This window comes from Rhizobacter sp. P2_H3 (assembly GCF_056403355.1).
Genome location: NZ_JBFUFQ010000110.1, coordinates 1 through 18,808, shown reverse-complemented (window position 1 = coordinate 18,808; position 18,808 = coordinate 1). Strand labels below are relative to the sequence as shown.

Here is an 18,808-nt window from a genome sequence, read left to right as displayed (position 1 = left end):
GTTTGATGGCCCCGCGCGCAGCGCGATCGTGAACTGACTGTCGCCCACTGTTTGACCACAACGAACGAAGTGAGTGGCGGGAGTTTGGGCGACGGGCCTTCAAACTGCGCAGCGCWGGGGAGTCATCGCCCCGCCAGGGGCGATGACCGCACCGGCCGGCGAGCCCCACACCCCCCGCCCGCGCCTTTGCTCGCACCGGTCTACGCAGCCCCGGATTCGCGCTCCCGCTCCTGCAAGACTCGCCACAGCACTTTGCCGGCCCCAGACTTCGGCAGGCTGTCGGCGAAGCTCACAAGACGCGGTGCCTTGTACGCCGCCATGTGATCGCGCGCCCAGTCGACGATGTCCTGCTCGCGCGTCACGCCACGCGCCTCGGCACGCAGCACCACCACCGCCTTCACCGTCTCGCCTCGGTAGGCATCGCGCGCCGAGATCACGCAGGCCTCCTGCACTGCCGGGTGCCGGTAGAGCAGCGCCTCCACCTCGGCCGGCCACACCTTGAAGCCGCTCGCGTTGATCATCCGCTTCAGCCGGTCGGTGATGAAGAAATACCCCTCGTCGTCCATGCGCCCCAGGTCGCCAGTGCGGAAGAAGCGCCGGCCCTCGATCTCGACGAAGGCCGCCTGCGTCGCTTCCGGATGACGCCAGTAGCCCTGGAACACCATCGGCCCGTGCGTGACGATCTCGCCCACCTCGCCGATCGGCATCTCCTGCAGCGTGACAGGGTCCACCACGCGCGAGTCGACGCCGAAGATCGGGATGCCCAGGCACTGCAGCTTCGCGCGCTCCGGCGGATTCGCATGGCTCGGCGCCGCGGTCTCGGTCAGCCCGTAGCCTTCGGCGAAGGTCAGCCCGAACTCCGCCTGCAGCCGCTCGGCCACCGCCTGCGGCATCGCCGCGCCACCGCCGCTCAGGTAGCGCAGGCTCGACAGGTCGAAGCTCCTGTAGTTGGGGCTGCCGAACAGGTCGATGATCATCGTCGGGATGCAGGTCCAGTGCGTCGGCCGGTGGCGCGAGATCAGCCGGCCTGCGAGCTCGCGGTCCCAACGCGGCATCAGCACCGTCGTGCTGCCGTTCCAGACCGGCCCGAGCACGCCGTAGACCATGCCGGTGATGTGGAACATCGGCACCACGCCCAGGCTCACCGTCTCGGCGCCGGCATGGCCCCAGCAGCCGCCCACCGTGTTCGCCATCAGCGTGCGGTGCGTGTGCATGCAGCCCTTCGGCAGCCCGGTGGTGCCCGAGGTGTAGGGCAGCAGCGCCAGGTCGTCCGGCCGCGCGGTGTGCGGCCCGGGCACGTGGCGCTGCGCGAGCGCATCGGCCCAGCGGGTGTAGCGCTCCGACCTTCCTTCCGGGAGTGGCGGATCGGAGCGCAGCCAGGCCTCCATCGCCGGCGGCGGGGCAATGGCAGGGTCGATCGCCTCGGGCAGCGCATCGGCGTACCGCAGCACCAGCACGTCCCGCAGTCGCCGTGCCTCGGGCAGCGCGGCATTCGCCTGCGCGACGAAGCCCGTCAGGTCGGCGCTGCAGATCGCCACGCGTGCCTCGGGGTCGGTGATGTAGTGGCCGAACTCCTCGGCCTTGTTCATTGGATTGACCGGCACGACGACGGCGTTCGCGCGCAGGATGCCGTAGTACGCGGCCACGTACTGCGGGCAGTTCTGCAGGTACAGCGCGACGCGGTCGCCGGCCTGCACGCCGGCCTGCTGCAGCCAGCCGGCCACCTGCTCCGCCTGCTCGCGCAGCGTGCGGAAATCGAGCGCCCGGCCGAAGAACAGGTAGGCCGGCTTGTCCGGAAAACGCTGCGCGACCACCTCGAGGTTGAACCACAGCGTGGTCGACGGGATCGCCAGCGCGCGCGGCAGGCGGCGCGGCCAGACCGCATGGTGCGGGCGCGGTGGAACTTCGGGTGACAGGTTCACGGTCGGACTCCGCTGGACACCGGCAAGGTATACCGCGCCGCATCGGCAAGGCCTACGGAGCGAACCCGCGGCCGGCCTGTCCCGGACGTGACACGCCCGCCACGAAGTGCGGCACGCCGATTGCCCTGCGTGCACCGCACTGACGGAGACTGACATGGCGAACTGGCGATCGGCGATCGGATCGATGGTGCTGGGCAGCGGCCTGCTGCTCGGCGGATGTGGTGGAGGCGACGTGACGGCCGACAGCCCCCCGGCCGACGGACCCGAGGTGCCCGATGCGCTCGCGGCCGACACGCAGCCGCCGACCCTGGTGCTCAACACGCCGGCCAACCTGGCCGCCAACCTGACCGGCCGCATCGACATCACGGCCACCGCGAGCGACAACGTCGGCATCGCCGGCGTGGAGTTCCAGATCGACGGCGCGCTGTGGGGCAGCGACGACACCAACCCGCCGTACATGACCAGCGTCACGACGACGCGCCTGGCCACCGGGCAGCACGTGATCCGCGCCCGCGCCCGCGACACCTCGAACAACCGCTCCGCCTGGGTCACGCGCATCGTGCAGTTCGGCAACGACGTGCAGGTGCCCGAAGGCTTCACGAAGAACGATGCCTGGGTCGGCGGCCTGACCGACGCGACGGCCTTCGCACAAGCGCCGGACGGCCGCATCTTCGTCGCCGAGCAGGGCGGGCGCTTGCGCGTGATCAAGAACGGCGTGCTGCTGCCGACGCCGTTCGCGACGCTCGCCAACATCGACGCGAGCGGCGAACGCGGGCTGATCGGCGTCGCGCTGCACCCCGACTTCGCGAGCAACGGCTGGGTCTACGTGCACCACACCACCACCGAGGGCGGCACGCACAACCGCATCAGCCGCTATACCGCGAACGGCGACGTGGCCGCCGGCCCGCCGACCGCGCTGTTCGGCATGCCGACGCTCGCCGCGACCAACCACAACGGCGGCGCGATGCACTTCGGCACCGACGGCAAGCTGTACGTCGGCGTCGGCGACAACAAACGCGGCGCGCCGGCGCAGGACCGCAACAGCCTGTTCGGCAAGCTGCTGCGCCTGAACGACGACGGCTCGATCCCGGCCGACAACCCGTTCTACGCGACCAACACCGGCAACGCCCGCGCCGTGTGGGCAACCGGGCTGCGCAACCCGTTCACCTTCGCGGTCCGCCCGGGCGACGGCCGCATCCACATCAACGACGTCGGCGAGAACGCCTGGGAGGAGATCGACGTCGGGGTCGCCGGCGCGAACTACGGCTGGCCGGGCTCCGAAGGGCCCGACAACGTGGCGGCCGGCCTGACCGCGCCGCTGTTCAGCTACCGCCACAGCGCGACCAGCCCACCGGGCAGCGGCCCGGGCGGCTTCTTCGTCGGCCAGTGCATTGCCGGCGGCGCGTTCTACCCGGCGGGCGGCAGCTTCCCGGCGCGCTTCCACGGCAGCTACTTCTTCGGCGACTTCGTCACGCACGTGATCGGCCGCATCGACCTCGCGAACGGCAATGCCGCCTATGCGTTCGCGAAGACGGCCGGCGAACCGGTCGACCTGCGGGTCGCCAACGACGGGGCGCTGCTGGTGCTGACGCGCGTCAACATCGCGCGCATCGCGCCGACCTGAGCGCGCGCAAGGGGGCGACCGATACCGATTTGCGATCGGTCGCCCCACCGCTGCAGCGCGGGCGAATGGAGGACACAATGCGCGACATTCCTTGCGACGGTGACACACGCCGGCGCAGGATGACATGCCACAAGCACGCCATTGCAAGCACGCACACGCGATCCGAGGATTCCCATGGCTGAACGTCCTTCTTCCCTGCTGAACACGGCCCGGCTGGCTGCCCTGGCCGCCAGCCTGCTGCTCGTCGCGTGCAGCGGCGGCAGCGGCGGCGACACCCCCGCGCCTCCCCCGCCGCCGGTCGGCAACCCGCCGATCGCGCAGATCGACAGCCCCGCCGAAGGCGCGACCTTCGCGGCCGGCGACACCCTGACCTTCACCGGCAGCGCCACCGATCCGGAAGACGGTGCATTGCCCGCGAGTTCGCTCAGCTGGTGGGCCGACCTGCACCACGACACCCACACCCACCCGCTCCAGCTGGCAACCGCCGGCGCGAGCGGCACGGTGACCATTCCCGTGCGCGGCGAGACCTCGTCGAACATCTGGTACCGATTCCACCTGAAGGCCACCGATTCGAACGGCCGCACCACCGAGGTCACGCGCGACGTGCAGCCGCGCAAGGCGCAGGTCACGCTCGCCACCGTGCCGGCCGGCCTGGCGCTGACGATCGACGGCCAGCCGGTGACCGGCCCCAACACCTTCACCGGCGTGGTCGGCATCGAGCGCGACATCGGCGCCGCCACGCAGGTGCTCAACGGGCGCAACTACGCCTTCGCCACCTGGAGCGACGGCGGCAGCGCGACGCACACGATCTCGACGCCGGCGGCCGACACCACCTACACCGCGACCTTCACCGACCAGGGGCCGGCGACCAACCAGCCGCCGACCGTCACGCTCGCGGCAGCCGCGACCGGCGTCGTCGGCACCGCGATGACGCTGACGGCCACCGCGGCCGATCCGGACGGCACGGTCGCGAAGGTCGAGTTCCTCGACGGCGCCACGCTGCTGAACACCGACACGGCGACGCCGTTCGCCTTCTCGTGGACGCCTGCCACGGCAGGCGCCCATTCGCTGACCGCACGCGCCACCGACAACACCGGTGCGGCGACCACCAGCACCGCGGTGACCGTGACCGTCACGACCCCGCAAGGCCCGGACACGCAGGCGCCGACCATCGCGATCACCGCGCCGGTCAACCTCGCGACCAACCTGACCGGCACGCTGAACATCACCACCACCGCGACCGACAACGTCGGCGTCGCCGGTGTCGAGTTCCAGTTCGACGGCGCGGCACTCGGCACCGAGGACACGACGGCGCCGTTCAGCGCGAGCGTCGTGACGGCCAACCATGCGAGCGGCCAGCACGTGATCCGGGCGCGCGCCCGCGACGCCGCCGGCAACAAGTCCGACTGGACCGCGGTCACCGTCAAGTTCGGCGGCACCGTGGCACTGCCTGCCGGCTTCACGAAGAACGAGTCGTGGGTCGACGGCCTGACCAGCGCGACCGCGTTCGCACAGGCGGCGGACGGCCGCCTGTTCGTCGCCGAGCAGGGTGGCACGCTGCGCGTCGTGAAGAACGGCGTGCTGCAGGTGCAGCCTTTCGTTTCGCTGGCGAATGTCGACTCGCAGGGCGAGCGCGGGTTGATCGGCGTTGCGCTGCACCCGAATTTCGCGGCCAACGGCTGGGTCTACGTCTACCACACGACCACGCAGAACGGCACGCACAACCGCATCACGCGCTACACGGCCGCCGGCGATGTCGCGGCCCCCGGCAATCCGACCGTGATCTTCAACCTGCCGGCCCTGTCGGCCGCGACCAACCACAACGGCGGCGCGATGCACTTCGGCAACGATGGCAAGCTGTACGTGGGCGTCGGCGACAACGCGCGCGGCACGCCGGCGCAGGACAAGACCCAGCTGTGGGGCAAGCTGCTGCGCCTGAACGACGACGGCACGATCCCGACCGACAACCCGTTCTTTGCGGCAAGCAACGGCGCGGACTTCGGCGCGGTGTGGGCCTACGGCCTGCGCAACCCGTTCACGTTCGCGGTGCGCCCGACCGACGGCCGCATCCACATCAACGATGTGGGTGAGGTGACCTGGGAAGAGGTGAACGTCGGCACGGCCGGCGCGAACTACGGCTGGCCGACTTCCGAAGGCAACGAGCGCATTGCCGCCGGCATGACGGCCCCGCTGTTCACCTACAAGCACAGCGCGACCAATCCCGAAGGCAACGGGCCTGGCGGCTTCTTCGTCGGCCAGTGCATCGCCGGCGGCACGTTCTACCCGGCCGGCGGCAACTTCCCGGCGATGTACCGCGGCAGCTATTTCTTCGCCGACTACGTGGCGCACACGGTGGGCCGCATCGACCTCGCGAACGGCAACGCCGCCTATGCGTTCGCGAAGCTCGATGGCGACCCGGTCGACATGCTGACGGGTGCCGACGGCGCGCTGTACATCCTGCGCCGCGGCGGCATCGTGAAGATCTCGGCGAACTGACGCTACGCGGCGGGCAGCGTCTTGGTGAACAAGGTGCTGCCCGCCAGGTCCTTCAGGTTCACCGTGAACGCCTTGGTCTTCGCGTCGATGTCGACCTGCCCGAAGAACTGGTAGCCCTCGCTCGGCGCCACGTTCTGCGACGGCGGCGCCTTCCCGTAGACCACCTGCACGCCGAAGGTGGCATCGGGCTTGTTCGGCCCGAAGCTGCCGGCGTTCAGCGGGCCGGAGATGAACTCCCAGAACGGCAGGAAATCGCTGAACTTCGCCTTGCGCGGGTCATAGAAGTTGGCCGCGGTGTAGTGCACGTCGGCGGTCAGCCAGACGATGTTCCTGATGTTCGCCCGCTTGATCTCGCGCAGCAGCCGCGCGATCTCGAGCTCGCGGCCCAGCGGCACGCCGTCGTCGCCGTTGGCGATCGCCTCCCACTTGTCACGGCCCTGCGCATCCTTGCCGTCGGGCACCTGCACGCCGATCGGCATGTCGGCGGCGATCACCTTCCAGGTCGCCTTCGAGCGCTTCAGCCCGTCGAGCAGCCACGCGATCTGCGGGCGGCCCATGAAGGCGCTGTCCGGCGTCTCGTCGGCCTGCAGGTTCGCGCTGTTCGCGCCGCGATAGCTGCGCATGTCGACGACGAACACGTCGAGCAGCGGCCCCTGCGGCAGGTGGCGGTACACGCGCTCGCTCTCGGCATCAGGGCCGCGGCGCAGCGGTGCGTACTCGAGGAAGGCGCGGCTCGCGCGCGCCACCAGCAGCGGCACGTTCTTCTCGGTGTAGCGCGCGTCGCCCGACACGTCCTTCGAATCCGACCAGTTGTTGCTGACCTCGTGGTCGTCCCACTGCCAGATCTGCGGCACCTCGGCCGACAGGCGGCGGATGTTCGCGTCCAGCAGGTTGTAGCGGTAGCGCCCGCGGTATTCGTTCAGCGTCTCGGCGACCTTGCTGACCTCTTCGGTCACCACGTTGTTCCAGGTCGAGCCGTCGGGCAGCTTCAGCTGCGCCTGGATCGGCCCGTCGGCATAGATGGTGTCGCCGCTGTGCAGGAAGAAGTCGGGGTTCACGCGGCGGATCTGCTCGTAGATCTTCATGCCGCCCCAGGCCTCGTTGATGCCGAAGCCTTGGCCTGCCGTGTCGCCGCTCCACGCGAAGCGCACGTCGCGCAGCGGCTTGCCGTGCGAGGCGGCTGGCAACCGCAGGTGGCCGGCCATCGGCTCGGACAGCACGCGCTCGTTGTGCAGGTCCTGCAGCACGACGCGGTAGAACACCTCCTGGCCGGCCGGCAGGCCGGTCAGGTCGAGGCGGCCGGTGAAGTCGGAGTCTTCCAGCAGGTGGGGTCCGCGCACGCGGTTCAGGTTCGCGAAGCTCGCGGTGCTCGACCACTCGACCCACATGCGGGCCGGCCGGTCGCTGCGCGTCCAGACGATCGCGCTGTCGGCCCGCGCATCGCCCGACTGCACCCCGGACGGAAACTGCGGGCGCATCGCGTCGCGCGTGACCACGGCAGGCGCCGTCTGGGCCTGCGACAGCCCCGGCACCGCGCTCCCACCAGCCAGCAGCAGGGCATTCGACAAGAAGATCCGGCGGTCCATTCGATCCATCCTCGGTGATGCTTGAAAAGCGCGCAGTCTGGGGGGAGCGTGTGGCAGCTTCGTGAACCTGCGCCCTGGGCAGCAATCACGCAGACATCGTGCAGCCCATGCATTTCGGAGAAGGCGGCATGAACAACTTGTATGGCCCGGCGTGCGCCGATTCGCCAGCAATCTTCTACGCTTCCCAGGCGGCCGATTCGCAGGCTCGCGAATCTCAGGGAGACACCATGAATCACACCCACCTCCTGGCCCCGGCCCTCGCCGCAACCCGTCTGGCGACATGCCACCTGGAACGAACACACACCCTGGCGGCCCCGGTCGGCTTGCTGCTCGGCATCGCGTTCAACTGCATCGCGACACACCTCCTCGGGATCGGCACCCTGCCGATCGTGCTGATGCTGCCCGGCGATCTCGGCCCTGCCGGGCACAGCCAAGAGGCCCTGCTGCTGTTCTGGGCCCTGACCTACGCGCTGCTGCCGTTGCAGGTGGCCGGGCTCCACGGGATGGTTCTGCGCGGGCGGCTGGTCGAGACGCTGCGGCCCTGGGCCCTGCGCGGCGAGCGGTTCGGGCGATACCCACGCGGACTGGCCGTGACGGTCAGCGCGATGACACTGATCGCCATCGGCTGCATCCTGCACGGCTCGGTGGTCCCGGGCGCTGCGGTCCAGACGGCGAGCGGGCTGCTGACCTTCCTGATCATCAACTGGTTGCTGCTGCACCTGTTGATGATCGGCTTCATGCTGTCGGCCGCGTTCGTAACGGCCTGCGGTCCCGCGCCGGCCACCCGCCGGCACTGCGCCGGTTCGCGGCACGCGCCAGGCTGAAAGGCACCCGAACCGCGGGCTTCTCCGCAGACCGGCCGGCGCGCCGTTTGCCTAAGCTGCCGCATGGCCCTCGTGCAGCCCCTCGTCACCGCCCGCTTCGACGCCACGCCGCCCATCCTCGACATCGAGGCGTCGGGCTTCGGCCGCGACAGCTACCCGATCGAGGTCGGTTTCGTACTCCCCGACGGCAGCGCGTTCTGCAGCCTGATCCGGCCGGCCGGCCACTGGACCCATTGGGATTCGGCCGCCGAGCAGGTGCACCACATCCACCGCGAGACGCTGCTGGTGCACGGCCGCCCGGTGACCGAGGTCGCACACTGGCTGAACGACCAGTTGCACGGCCTGACGCTCTACAGCGATGGCTGGGCGCACGACTACCCCTGGCTCGGCGCGCTGTATGAAGAAGCGGGCCTCGTGCCCAGCTTCCGGCTCGACAACCTGCGCGCGCTGCTGACCGAAGCCCAGGCCCGCGACTGGTCCGAGACCCGGCAGGCCGTCAGCAACGAGCTGCAGCTGACACGGCACCGCGCGAGCGCCGATGCACGCCTGCTGCAGAAGACCCTGCTGCGCGTCCGCGAGCGCACCGCCTGAACCGGCGCAGGCCCGGTGCTTGCATACAAGCCTGCGGCACCCTCTCACGGTGCCACCCACGTGCCGGAATGCCTCATTTTGGTGAGCCGGCTTGTATGCAACCGATCCATGCCTCTTGCTGGTGCCTGCCCTCCGCCCCAAGCCCCACCAGATCGCCGACCGCATCGTCGACGCGATCCTCGCCCGCAAGCTCGCACCCGGCGCCCGCCTGGGCGAGCAGCAGCTCGCCGACCTGTTCAACGTCAGCCGCACCATCGTGCGGGAGGCGCTCGCGCGGCTGGCGGCACGCGGCATGGTCGAGGTCAACTCGCGGCGCGGCTGGTTCGTGGTGCAGCCCTCGCCCGAGGACGCCCGCGAGGCCTTCGCCGCGCGGCGCCTGATCGAGACCGGGCTGCTGCAGTCGCTGGACGCGCCGCTGGCGGGCGTTCCGTTGCGGCGGCTGCGCGAGCACGTGGCGCAGGAGCAGGCCGCGGTGGCAGCGGCCGATGCCGGCGAGCGCAGCTTCCTGCTCGGTGACTTCCATGTCTGCCTGGCCGAGTGCGCCGGCAACGGCACACTGGCCGACATCCTGCGCGACCTGACCGCCCGCACCACGCTGATCGCGGTGCTGTACCAGTCGAAGCACGAAGCCGCGCAGTCGTGCGCCGAGCACGCCGAGATCGTCGCCGCGCTCGAACGCGGCGACGCCGCGGCGGCAGCCGCCTTGATGCTGCGCCACATCGACAGCGTGGCCGCGCACCTGGACCCGAGCCTGGCCGTCGACCCGCTGGCCTCGCTGCGCAGCGCGCTGTCGCCGGTCGGGACTGGCAAAAACAAGGCACAGCCCTTGCATACAAGGCCCCCAGCGTCTTCTTCCCCTTCCTCGTCCACCCCGGAGTACTGACGATGAGCCACCGCTCTTTCCTGAAAGCCCTCGGCCTGCTGGCCGCTGCCCCGCTGCTGTTCGCGGCGTCCGTCGCGCAGGCGCAGACCGCGCTCGACGACGTGCTGGCGAAGAAGCTGATCACGATCGCGATCCCGACCGACTATCCGCCGTACGGCTTCGTCGGCACCGACCTGAAGCCGCAGGGGCTGGATGTCGACATGGCCACGCTGATCGCCGCGAAGCTGGGCGTGAAGGTCGAGCTGGTGCCGGTGACGAGCGCGAACCGCATCCCCTACCTGCAGACGAAGAAGGCCGACCTGGTGATCTCGACGCTCGGCAAGAACCCCGACCGCGAGAAGGTGATCGACTTCACCGCCGCCTACTCGCCGTTCTTCCAGGCGGTGTTCGGCCCGAAGACGCTGGCCGTGAAGACGCCGGCCGACCTCGCCGGCAAGAGCATCGGCGTGACGCGCGGCGCGATGGAAGACCAGGAACTCGGCAAGATCGCGCCCTCGGGCCTGGACGTGAAGCGCTTCGAGGACAACAACGTGACCGTCTCGGCCTACGTGTCGGGCCAGACCCAGCTGATCGCCACCGGCGCCTCGGTGGCCGGCGCGATGATGGCGAAGAACCCGCAGCTGGGCACCGAGTTCAAGCTGCTGCTGAAGGATTCGCCGAACTTCATCGGCGTCGCCAAGGGCGAGGACAAGCTGCGCGCGAAGGTCAACGAGATCATCGCCGATGCGAAGAAGGCCGGCGAGCTCGACAAGATGGCGGTCAAGTGGCTCGGCCGCCCCGCCGGCGACCTGCCCCAGTAAGCCACCCACGCTCGCGATGATCAGCCTCGACTTCCCGGCCGTGCTGGCCGAGTGGCCGCTGATGGCCAAGGGCGCGGGCATCACGCTCGCACTCACCGGCGTGTCGGCGGTGTTCGGCCTGGCGCTCGGCGTGGCCTGCGCGTGGGCGCGGCTGCACGGCCCGGCGTGGCTGCGCTTCATCGCCGGCGCGTACGTGGAGCTGATCCGCAACACGCCGTTCATCGTGCAGCTGTTCTTCCTGTTCTTCGGGCTGCCGAGCCTGGGCGTGCGCTTGTCGCCGGAGGGCGCCTCGGTGCTCGCGATGGTGATCAACCTCGGCGCCTACGCGGCCGAGATCGTGCGTGCCGGCATCGCCACCACGCCGCGCGGCCAGATCGAGGCGGCACGCAGCCTGGCGCTCAGCGAGATGCAGGTGTTCACGCGCGTCGTACTGCCGCCGGCGCTGAAGCGCGTGTGGCCGGCGATGGTGAGCCAGATCGTGATCGTGATGCTGGGCTCGGCGGTGTGCGGGCAGATCGCGACGGCCGAGCTCTCGCATGCGGTGAACCTGATCCAGGGTCGCAACTTCCGCGCGTTCGAGGCCTTCATCATCGGCACCGCGATCTACCTGGTGCTGTCGATCGCGCTGCGCCGGCTGCTGAACTGGGCCGGCCCGCGCTTCATCTTCGGAAAGTAGCCCGATGGTCGACTTCACGCTGTGGGAGATCCTGCGCAACCTGCTGCTCGCGCTGCGCTGGACGGTGGCGCTGTCGCTGGTCGCCTTCGTCGGCGGCGCGATCGTCGGCCTGGCGCTGCTGGTGGCGCGGCTCGCCAAGCTGCCCGGTGCCGAGCGCCTGGTGGCCGGCTACGTGCAGCTGTTCCAGGGCACGCCGCTGCTGATGCAGCTGTTCTTCCTGTTCTTCGGGCTGTCGGGGCTCGGGCTGTCGCTGTCGAACTGGACCGCCGCGGCCATCGCGCTGACGCTCTACAGCAGCGCGTTCTTCACCGAGATCTGGCGCGGCTGCGTCAACGCGGTGCCCAAGGGCCAGTGGGAGGCGTCGACCGCGCTCGCGATGAACCTGGGCGAGCAGCTGCGCCACGTGATCGGCCCGCAGGCGCTGCGTGTCGCGGTGCCGCCGACGGTGGGCTTCGCGGTGCAGATCATCAAGGGCACGGCGCTCGCGTCGGTGATCGGTTTCGCCGAGCTGACCAAGACCGGCTCGACGATCGCCAACGCGACCTTCCGCCCGTTCACCGTGTTCGCCTGCGTCGCGCTGCTGTATTTCGCGCTGTGTTTCCCGGTGTCCCTGTGGGCCCGTTCACTGGAGAGAAAACTGCATGGTCACGCCTGACACCGCCGCGGCGGACATCGTCCGCATCACCGGGCTGCGCAAGCGCTTCGGCACGAACGAGGTGCTGAAGGGCATCGACCTGTCGGTGACGCGTGGCGAGGTGATCGCGATCATCGGCAAGAGCGGCTCGGGCAAGAGCACGCTGCTGCGCTGCGTGAACGGGCTGGAGCAGTTCCAGGAGGGCACGCTGACGGTCGACGGCCAGCCGCTGCTGTACGGCAATGCGGCGGCGATGCGCGCGCTGCGCCAGCGCGTGGGGATGATCTTCCAGGGCTTCAACCTGTTCCCTCACCTGAGCGTGGGCCGCAACGTGATGCTGGCGCCGACGCTGGTCAAGAAGAAGGCGAACCCGGACTGCACCGCGCAGGCGCGCAAGCTGCTCGAACGCGTCGGGCTGGCCGAGAAGTTCGATGCGCAGCCCGAGCAGCTGTCGGGCGGGCAGCAGCAGCGCGTCGCGATCGCGCGGGCGCTGGCGATGGAGCCGGCGGTGCTGCTGTGCGACGAGATCACGTCGGCGCTCGACCCCGAGCTGGTCGGCGAGGTGCTGCGCGTGGTCGAGACGCTGGCCGACGAGGGCATGACGCTGCTGATGGTCACGCACGAGATGAACTTCGCACGCAAGGTGGCCGACCGCGTGGTGTTCATGCATGCCGGGCGCATCCACGAGATGGGGCCGCCGGAGCAGGTGTTCGGTGCGCCGCAGACGGCGGAGTTGAAGCAGTTCCTGTCGGCGCTGCACTGACCTTTGTCTCGGAGGGAGAGCGGGCCGAGCGCCGGGCCGCCCCAAGCCGGCCCGCGTCCCCTCGGGGGACCGCCCGGTGTACTCACCGGGCGAGGGGTGGTCATCAGCCGCCGTTCAGTTCCTTGCGCTTGCGCTCGTCCTCGAGCTCCCGCGCCCGCACGCAATGCGGGTGGTCGTGGAACGCCGGGTTGCTCTCGCATTCGCGCAGGATGCAGGTCAGGCGTGCGAGGAACTTGCGTGCGCCGCAGGCTTCGCCGGGCGTCTTCGGGCCGGCTGCCAGATCAGCAGGCGCGGCTGCGGCCGGTGCCGTGGTGGCGGCCGGCTGCACGGCTTGCTCTGCGGGTGCCGTGGCAGCCTTCGGTTCGGGGCGGCGCTTCGCCGGCACGGCGGCGGTGTTGACCTCGGCCTGCTGCGGGACAGCCGGCGCGGAGGCGGCGGCATCGATGACCGCAGGCAGTGTCGCGATGGCCGCCGGCTCGACCACCGCGGCCACCGGCGCGGAAGCCGGCAACTCGATCGCCACCGCCGGCGCGGCCGAGGGCTCGACCAGCGCCGGCAGCACCTCGGGTTGGCCGCGCCCCTTCATCGCGAACACCGCCGCGATCGCCAGCACGGCCACACCGGCGATGCCCGCGATCAGCAGGCCGCGGCGTTTCGGTGGCTCTACCGCGACAGGCTCGGCAGGCTCACGACGCGGCGACACCACCGTCTTGTCAGCGGTTGCTGCCGCCGCCCGGTGCGCATTCGCACTCACACCCGGCACCGGTACCGCGGCCGGCCGCGGCGCCGCGACCGTCGGCTGGAACACCGTGGGCTGCCCGTCGATCGGCTGCGTCGGCGACCACGCGGCCTGCACCTGCTCGCGCGACACCGGCTGCGTCGCCTCGCCATCGGCCGGCGCCCGCTCCGGCGGCACCAGCCTGCCGTCGAGCGCATCGCGGAACTGCGCGACGTTCTGCGGCCGGTGGCTCGGCCGCACCGCGAGCGCCCAGTCGATCGTGCGCAGCAGCGGCTGGCCGATCGTGCCGCGCTGCACCTCGTCGAGCTGGGCGAGCGGCTTGGCATCGTCATGCACCGCGCGGGCCGCCGACGGCACCGGCGGCCGCCCGGTGATCACGAAATGCAGCACAGCGCCGAGCGCGTACAGGTCGGTCCACGGCCCCTGGCGCAACTGGCCGACATCGGCGTACTGCTCGATCGGCGCGTAGTTGGGCTTCAGGATCGCGGTCAGCGTCTGCGTGCGGTCGCCGATCACCCGCCGCGCGGCGCCGAAATCGAGCAGCACCGGCAGGCCCGACGGCAGCAGCAGGATGTTGTCGGGCGCGATGTCGCGGTGGAACACGTCTTCGTCGTGCAGCACCTGCAGCGCGCCCAGCAGCGGATCGATCACGCCGCGGATCCACGCATCGCTCGGCACGCCGGCCAGCGCCTTGCGCTCTTCCTTCAGCGTGCGGCCGGCGTAGTACGGCATCACCATGTAGGCGGTGCCGTTGGCCTCCCAGAAGCGGTAGACCTTGACCAGCGACGGGTGGTCGAAGCGCGCGAGCAGCTTGGCCTCGTTGACGAACGAGCGCAGCCCGATGCCGAAGGTCTCGAGGTGCGCCTGCGAGCGCAGCGAGACCAGCTCGCCGTCGCCGCGCGCGGCCATCGCGGCGGGCATGTACTCCTTGATCGCGACCTGGCGCTCCAGCGCATGGTCCATCGCGAGGTAGACGATGCCGAAGCCGCCGACGCCGAGCACGCGCAGGATCTCGAACTCGCCGAGCCGGGTGCCAGGACGCAGCGCGTCCCCGTCGTCCTGAAGTCCCGCGCTGCCGGTCGGTGTGCTCATCGGGGCAGTGTACCGGGCGTCATGACACCTCCGACCCGGCCCTTACACTCGGCCGATCCCCTTCCCTTCCTCACCGAGCCGACCATGCCCGCCGACAAGATCACCGCCACCATTTCCACCCGCGCCAACGTCTACTTCGACGGCAAGTGCGTCTCGCACGGCATCGAGTTGCCGGACGGCAGCAAGAAGAGCGTCGGCGTGATCCTGCCGTCCACGCTGCGCTTCACGACCGGCGCGCCGGAGGTGATGGACGTCGTCGAAGGCGGCTGCCGCATCCGCCTGAATGGCAGCGAGGCCTGGCAGTCGTACGGCGCCGGCGAGTCGTTCTCGGTGCCGGGCCAGTCGGCGTTCGACATCGAGGTGACGCAGACGATGCATTACGTCTGCCACTTCGGCTGACACGGCGCGGCCGAGTTCAGTCGCCCCCACCGCAGCCACCGCCCCCGTCGCCACCGCCGTCCCCGCCCCCATCGCCGCCGCTGCCCGAGCCATCGCTCGAATCGCTGCCCGATCCGCACGAGCCGCCGCAGCCGCCGATGTCGCTCGCGCAATGCGTGTTGCCGCGGTCGGCGCCGAGCAGGCTGCAGTCGGGCACGTAGTGGTAGCCGCCGGGGATCGCGAGCGCCGCGTCCAGCGCGAACAGCACCGGCAGCCGGCTCGGGCGCTGCGGATCGATGCCCTCCTCCTTGCAGCTCCAGAGCCACGCGCGCCGCAACCCCGCCTTGCGGTCGCCGTCCGCGCTGCCCGGCCCGAGCGCCTGCGCCGGCGTGTGGTGCAGCATGCGGCCGAAGGCGCGCCGGCAGAACGCGTCGTAGCTTCGGGTGTGCAGGATGAACTCGTGCCACAGCGCATCGACCACGCGCGACGGCATCGCGACGAAGCCGCCGCGCGAGCGCGCACAGGCGACGAAGAACTGGCGCAGCCCGCGCTCCACCTCGCCCAGCGCCTTGTCGTCCAGCGCCGGGTAGAGGCGGCGCAGCTTGCCGCGCAGGAAGGCCGGAAAGGCCTCTGCGCGGATCACGCGCAGGCCCGAGCGCTCGCGCCAGGCCACCCAGGCCCGCCTCGCCAGCCACACGCCCAGCGTGCCGGCCACGAGCACGAACAACAGGCGGGTCACGGATGTCGATGTCATCGGCTTGGAGTATGCCGGCGCGTCACGCTGCGTCGCGACGTGAAACCAATGCAAAATCCGTCAGATGGGACGATCGGGACATGGGGGGAAACGCTGGGCCTGCGCGCTGTTCGCCGCGGCCGGCCTGTTGACGGCGGGTGCCGCAGGCGCGGCCGACGCGCCGCCCGAGGGCAGGCCGCTGCTGACCATCGCCGGCAGCATCCAGCAGCGCAACGGGCCTGACGGCCTGTCGTTCGACCTGGCGGCGCTGCAGAAGCTGCCGCAGCAGAGCTTCTCGACGCGCACCCCGTGGTATTCGAAGCCGCGCAAGTTCACCGGCGTGCGGCTGCGCGATCTGCTGGCCGCTGCCGGTGCGCAGGGCCAGGTGGTGCGGGCGGTCGCGCTGAACGACTACAAGGTCGACATCCCGATCGAGGATGCCGCCGCCAGCGCCGTGATGGTGGCCTGGCTGCTCGACGACAAGCCGATGCCGGTGCGCGACAAGGGGCCGCTGGTCATCATCTATCCGTTCGACGACCAGCCCGAGCTGCGCACCGCGGTGCACTACGGCCGCGCGGTCTGGCAGCTGCGGCTGCTCGAGATCCGATGACCGGGGCCGCCGTTCCAGACCCCTTGCCGGTGACCGCGCCCCGCCGCGCCTGGCTCGCGATGCTGGCCACCACGCTGGTGCTCGCGCTGCTGGCCGCCGTGTACGTGCAATGGCGCCAGTACGACCTGCTCGACAGCAGCGTGCACTACCAGAACGACGCGCTCGGCTGGAGCTTCTTCCAGCTGGAGACCGAGCACCTGCGGCTGCGCAACCAGATGCACATCGCGCTGGCCGACCTGTCGCTCGAGCAATCGCGCGCCGCGGCATCGGAGGCCTTGCAGAACCGCTACGACATCTTCGTGAGCCGCATCGGCCTGGTCGACCATGAACGCGCGGCGCGCATCATGCCGGACCACGGCATCTACACGCAGGCGATGCTGCAGGTGCGCGCCTTCGTCGCCGAGGCCGACCGCTACCTCGGCGAGAAGCCGGTGGCCGCGCTCGACGCGGCCGCGCTGCGCCAGCTGCTGGTGCGGCTGGACGGGCTGAGCGTGCCGCTGCACGACCTGTCGCTCGGCGCCTCGCACCTGCTCTATGAACGTGTCTCGCAGCGCAACGCCGCGGTGCGCACGCAATCGCAGCTCAGCCTCGGGCTGACGCTGTTCCAGTGCGTGCTGCTGATCGCCTTCGCGCTGGTCGTGCTGCGGCAGTTCCGCGGGCTGTCCGAGCGCGGCACCCGCCTGCAGGCGCTGGCCGACAACCTGGCGGTGGCGCGCACCGAGGCCGAATCGGCCAGCCGTGCGAAGAGCGTGTTCCTCGCCAACATGAGCCACGAGATCCGCACGCCGTTCCACGGCATGCTGGGGATGATGTCGCTGCTGCAGGACACGCCGCTGTCGGGCCAGCAGGCCGGCTTCCTGAGCACCGCGAAGGATTCGGCGAACCACCTGCTCGCGATCCTGAACGACATCCTCGACATCTCGAAGCTCGAGTCCGGCAACCTGCAGGTGGTGCCGCAGCCGCTGGACCTGGTGGCGATGCTCGGCCAGGTGGATGCGCTGATGCGCGTGCAGGCGCATGCGAAGGGCCTGCAGCTGCAGGTGAGCATCGCGCCCGACGTGCCGCCCTGGGTCAGCGCCGACGCGACGCGGCTGAAGCAGATCCTGTTCAACCTGCTGAGCAACGCACTGAAGTTCTCGAACGCCGGCATGGTGAGCCTGGCGGTGACGCGGCATGCCGATGGTGCGCTGCTGTTCAGCGTGGTCGACACCGGCATCGGCATGGATGCCGCGATGCTCGCCCGCCTGTTCCAACGCTTTTCGCAGGGCGACGACACCACCTCGCGCCGGCATGGCGGTGCCGGCCTGGGGCTGGAGATCTCGCGCAGCCTGGCGCGGCTGATGGGCGGCGACATCGCGGCCAGCAGCCAGGCGGGTGTCGGCAGCCGCTTCGTCGTGACGCTGCCGCTGCCGGCGATCGAGCCGCCGCGCGGCACGACACCCGGCGCGACGTCGGACGGTGCCGCAGCGACGCAGCCGATGCGCGTGCTGGTGGCTGAGGACCATCCGGTGAACCGCGCCTACCTGGAAGCGGTGCTCGACAAGCTGGGGCACCAGGCGGTGTTCACCGAGAACGGCGAGCAGGCGGTGCGGGCGGTGCAGGCGCAGGAGTTCGACATCGTGCTGATGGACCTGCACATGCCGTTGATGGACGGCTTCGCGGCAGCGCGTGCGATCCGCGCGATGCCGCTGCCGAAGGGCGAGCTGCCGATCATCGCGTTGACGGCCGACGCGTTCCAGGAATCGCAGGAGCGAGCCCGCCAGGCCGGCATGAACGGTTTCCTGACGAAGCCGGCGCACCTGCCGCAGCTGCGCGAGGTGCTGGGGCGCTACGGCCAGCACCCCTCGACGGTCTTCACGGCGATCGACGGCAGCAGTGCAGCGGCACCGGCCTCGCCGCTCGACCAGGCGACGGTCGACAACGTCAGCGTCGCGCTCTCGCCGGCCAAGTATGCGGAGCTGCTGGCCCGCTTCTTCAGCCTGCACAGCGGCACGCTGCAAGCGCTGCGGCAGACGCAGGGCCGGCGCGACCGCGAGAGCATCCGCAGCCAGGCGCATGCGCTGAAGGGCGCGGCGCTGAGCCTGGGGCTGCGCAGCGTGGCCGAGACCGCGACGCGATTGCAGGAGGCGGCCGCGGACGACGCGACAACGCCGATCGAGCCGCTGCTCGACGAGCTCGACCGGCACATGGGGATCACGCGGGATCTGTGCGTGAAACTGGGATTGCTGGGGTAGCCCGCCACCGCGCCGCCGCCTGCCCGCGCGTATCCACCCCCAGCTTGCCGAGGATGTTCGCCACGTGCCGCTTCACCGTGTGCGGGCTCAGGTCGAGCTCGCGCGCGATCAGCTTGTTGCCGTCGCCGGCGGCCATGCGTTCCAGCACCTCGCGCTCGCGGTCGCTCAGGCCACCGAGCGAATCCGCACGCGTCCGCGGCGCGGGCACATCGTCGTCCAGCGA

Annotated in this window: 17 protein-coding genes; 12 read left to right on the top strand and 5 right to left on the bottom strand. The window is 70.4% G+C overall.

Going from position 1 to position 18,808, the window contains the following annotated elements; all coding sequences use genetic code 11:
- Positions 1 to 200 precede the first annotated feature (200 nt).
- Positions 201 to 1,922 (bottom strand): long-chain fatty acid--CoA ligase, encoded by a 1,722-nt coding sequence (locus tag AC1D1T_RS19280; RefSeq protein ID WP_477992320.1) that lies wholly within the window; start codon positions 1,920 to 1,922, stop codon positions 201 to 203.
- A 154-nt stretch (positions 1,923 to 2,076) separates the two neighbouring features.
- Here AC1D1T_RS19280 and AC1D1T_RS19275 point away from each other — a divergent pair, with 154 nt between their 5' ends.
- Together AC1D1T_RS19275 and AC1D1T_RS19270 are read left to right on the top strand one after the other, a co-directional pair.
- Positions 2,077 to 3,546, top strand: a complete 1,470-nt coding sequence (locus AC1D1T_RS19275) for a PQQ-dependent sugar dehydrogenase (protein ID WP_477992319.1) — start codon at positions 2,077 to 2,079, stop codon at positions 3,544 to 3,546.
- A 174-nt stretch (positions 3,547 to 3,720) separates the two neighbouring features.
- Complete coding sequence (locus AC1D1T_RS19270; protein WP_477840639.1) at positions 3,721 to 6,042, top strand: PQQ-dependent sugar dehydrogenase; 2,322 nt, start codon at positions 3,721 to 3,723, stop codon at positions 6,040 to 6,042.
- 2 nt (positions 6,043 to 6,044) lie between these two features.
- Here the strand turns inward: AC1D1T_RS19270 and AC1D1T_RS19265 are convergent, their stop codons facing one another.
- Positions 6,045 to 7,628 (bottom strand): alkaline phosphatase D family protein, encoded by a 1,584-nt coding sequence (locus tag AC1D1T_RS19265; RefSeq protein ID WP_477840637.1) that lies wholly within the window; start codon positions 7,626 to 7,628, stop codon positions 6,045 to 6,047.
- Positions 7,629 to 7,855: 227 nt separating this feature from the next.
- On the opposite strand from AC1D1T_RS19265, the gene AC1D1T_RS19260 reads away from it, so the two are divergent.
- The 7 genes from AC1D1T_RS19260 to AC1D1T_RS19230 all read left to right on the top strand — a co-directional run bounded on the left by AC1D1T_RS19260 (position 7,856) and on the right by AC1D1T_RS19230 (position 12,799).
- Positions 7,856 to 8,452, top strand: coding sequence for a hypothetical protein (locus AC1D1T_RS19260; RefSeq protein WP_477827671.1), 597 nt, complete (start codon positions 7,856 to 7,858; stop codon positions 8,450 to 8,452).
- A gap of 63 nt (positions 8,453 to 8,515) precedes the next feature.
- The gene (locus tag AC1D1T_RS19255) at positions 8,516 to 9,043 is read left to right on the top strand and encodes a 3'-5' exonuclease (protein WP_477840635.1); all 528 of its coding nucleotides are present in this window, start codon (positions 8,516 to 8,518) and stop codon (positions 9,041 to 9,043) included.
- Between the two features lie 121 nt (positions 9,044 to 9,164).
- Positions 9,165 to 9,926 (top strand): GntR family transcriptional regulator, encoded by a 762-nt coding sequence (locus AC1D1T_RS19250; protein WP_477840633.1) that lies wholly within the window; start codon positions 9,165 to 9,167, stop codon positions 9,924 to 9,926.
- Positions 9,927 to 9,928: 2 nt separating this feature from the next.
- A complete protein-coding gene (locus AC1D1T_RS19245; protein WP_047511325.1) occupies positions 9,929 to 10,726 on the top strand; it encodes a transporter substrate-binding domain-containing protein in 798 nt (265 codons plus the stop codon).
- A 16-nt stretch (positions 10,727 to 10,742) separates the two neighbouring features.
- Complete coding sequence (locus AC1D1T_RS19240; protein ID WP_465114519.1) at positions 10,743 to 11,402, top strand: amino acid ABC transporter permease; 660 nt, start codon at positions 10,743 to 10,745, stop codon at positions 11,400 to 11,402.
- Positions 11,403 to 11,406: 4 nt separating this feature from the next.
- The gene (locus tag AC1D1T_RS19235) at positions 11,407 to 12,057 is read left to right on the top strand and encodes an amino acid ABC transporter permease (protein ID WP_047511321.1); all 651 of its coding nucleotides are present in this window, start codon (positions 11,407 to 11,409) and stop codon (positions 12,055 to 12,057) included.
- Positions 12,044 to 12,799, top strand: a complete 756-nt coding sequence (locus AC1D1T_RS19230; protein ID WP_465114518.1) for an amino acid ABC transporter ATP-binding protein — start codon at positions 12,044 to 12,046, stop codon at positions 12,797 to 12,799. Before AC1D1T_RS19235 ends, AC1D1T_RS19230 begins: the two co-directional genes overlap by 14 nt.
- Positions 12,800 to 12,902: 103 nt before the next feature.
- Here the strand turns inward: AC1D1T_RS19230 and AC1D1T_RS19225 are convergent, their stop codons facing one another.
- Positions 12,903 to 14,630, bottom strand: coding sequence for a serine/threonine protein kinase (locus tag AC1D1T_RS19225; protein ID WP_477845100.1), 1,728 nt, complete (start codon positions 14,628 to 14,630; stop codon positions 12,903 to 12,905).
- A gap of 84 nt (positions 14,631 to 14,714) precedes the next feature.
- On the opposite strand from AC1D1T_RS19225, the gene ppnP reads away from it, so the two are divergent.
- Positions 14,715 to 15,029 (top strand): pyrimidine/purine nucleoside phosphorylase, encoded by a 315-nt coding sequence (gene ppnP / locus AC1D1T_RS19220; RefSeq protein WP_465114516.1) that lies wholly within the window; start codon positions 14,715 to 14,717, stop codon positions 15,027 to 15,029.
- A gap of 16 nt (positions 15,030 to 15,045) precedes the next feature.
- Here the strand turns inward: ppnP and AC1D1T_RS19215 are convergent, their stop codons facing one another.
- Positions 15,046 to 15,747, bottom strand: coding sequence for a glycine-rich domain-containing protein (locus AC1D1T_RS19215; RefSeq protein ID WP_477827905.1), 702 nt, complete (start codon positions 15,745 to 15,747; stop codon positions 15,046 to 15,048).
- Positions 15,748 to 15,826: 79 nt separating this feature from the next.
- Between AC1D1T_RS19215 and AC1D1T_RS19210 the strand changes: the two genes are divergently transcribed.
- Positions 15,827 to 16,351, top strand: coding sequence for a putative pterin-binding protein (locus AC1D1T_RS19210; protein WP_082004676.1), 525 nt, complete (start codon positions 15,827 to 15,829; stop codon positions 16,349 to 16,351).
- Positions 16,352 to 16,380: 29 nt separating this feature from the next.
- A complete protein-coding gene (locus AC1D1T_RS19205; protein ID WP_477840314.1) occupies positions 16,381 to 18,585 on the top strand; it encodes an ATP-binding protein in 2,205 nt (734 codons plus the stop codon).
- Here AC1D1T_RS19205 and AC1D1T_RS19200 read toward each other — a convergent pair.
- The coding region (locus AC1D1T_RS19200; RefSeq protein WP_477992318.1) for a helix-turn-helix domain-containing protein at positions 18,545 to 18,808 on the bottom strand (264 nt) is incomplete at its 5' end. The two genes, AC1D1T_RS19205 and AC1D1T_RS19200, sit on opposite strands and share 41 nt — an antisense overlap.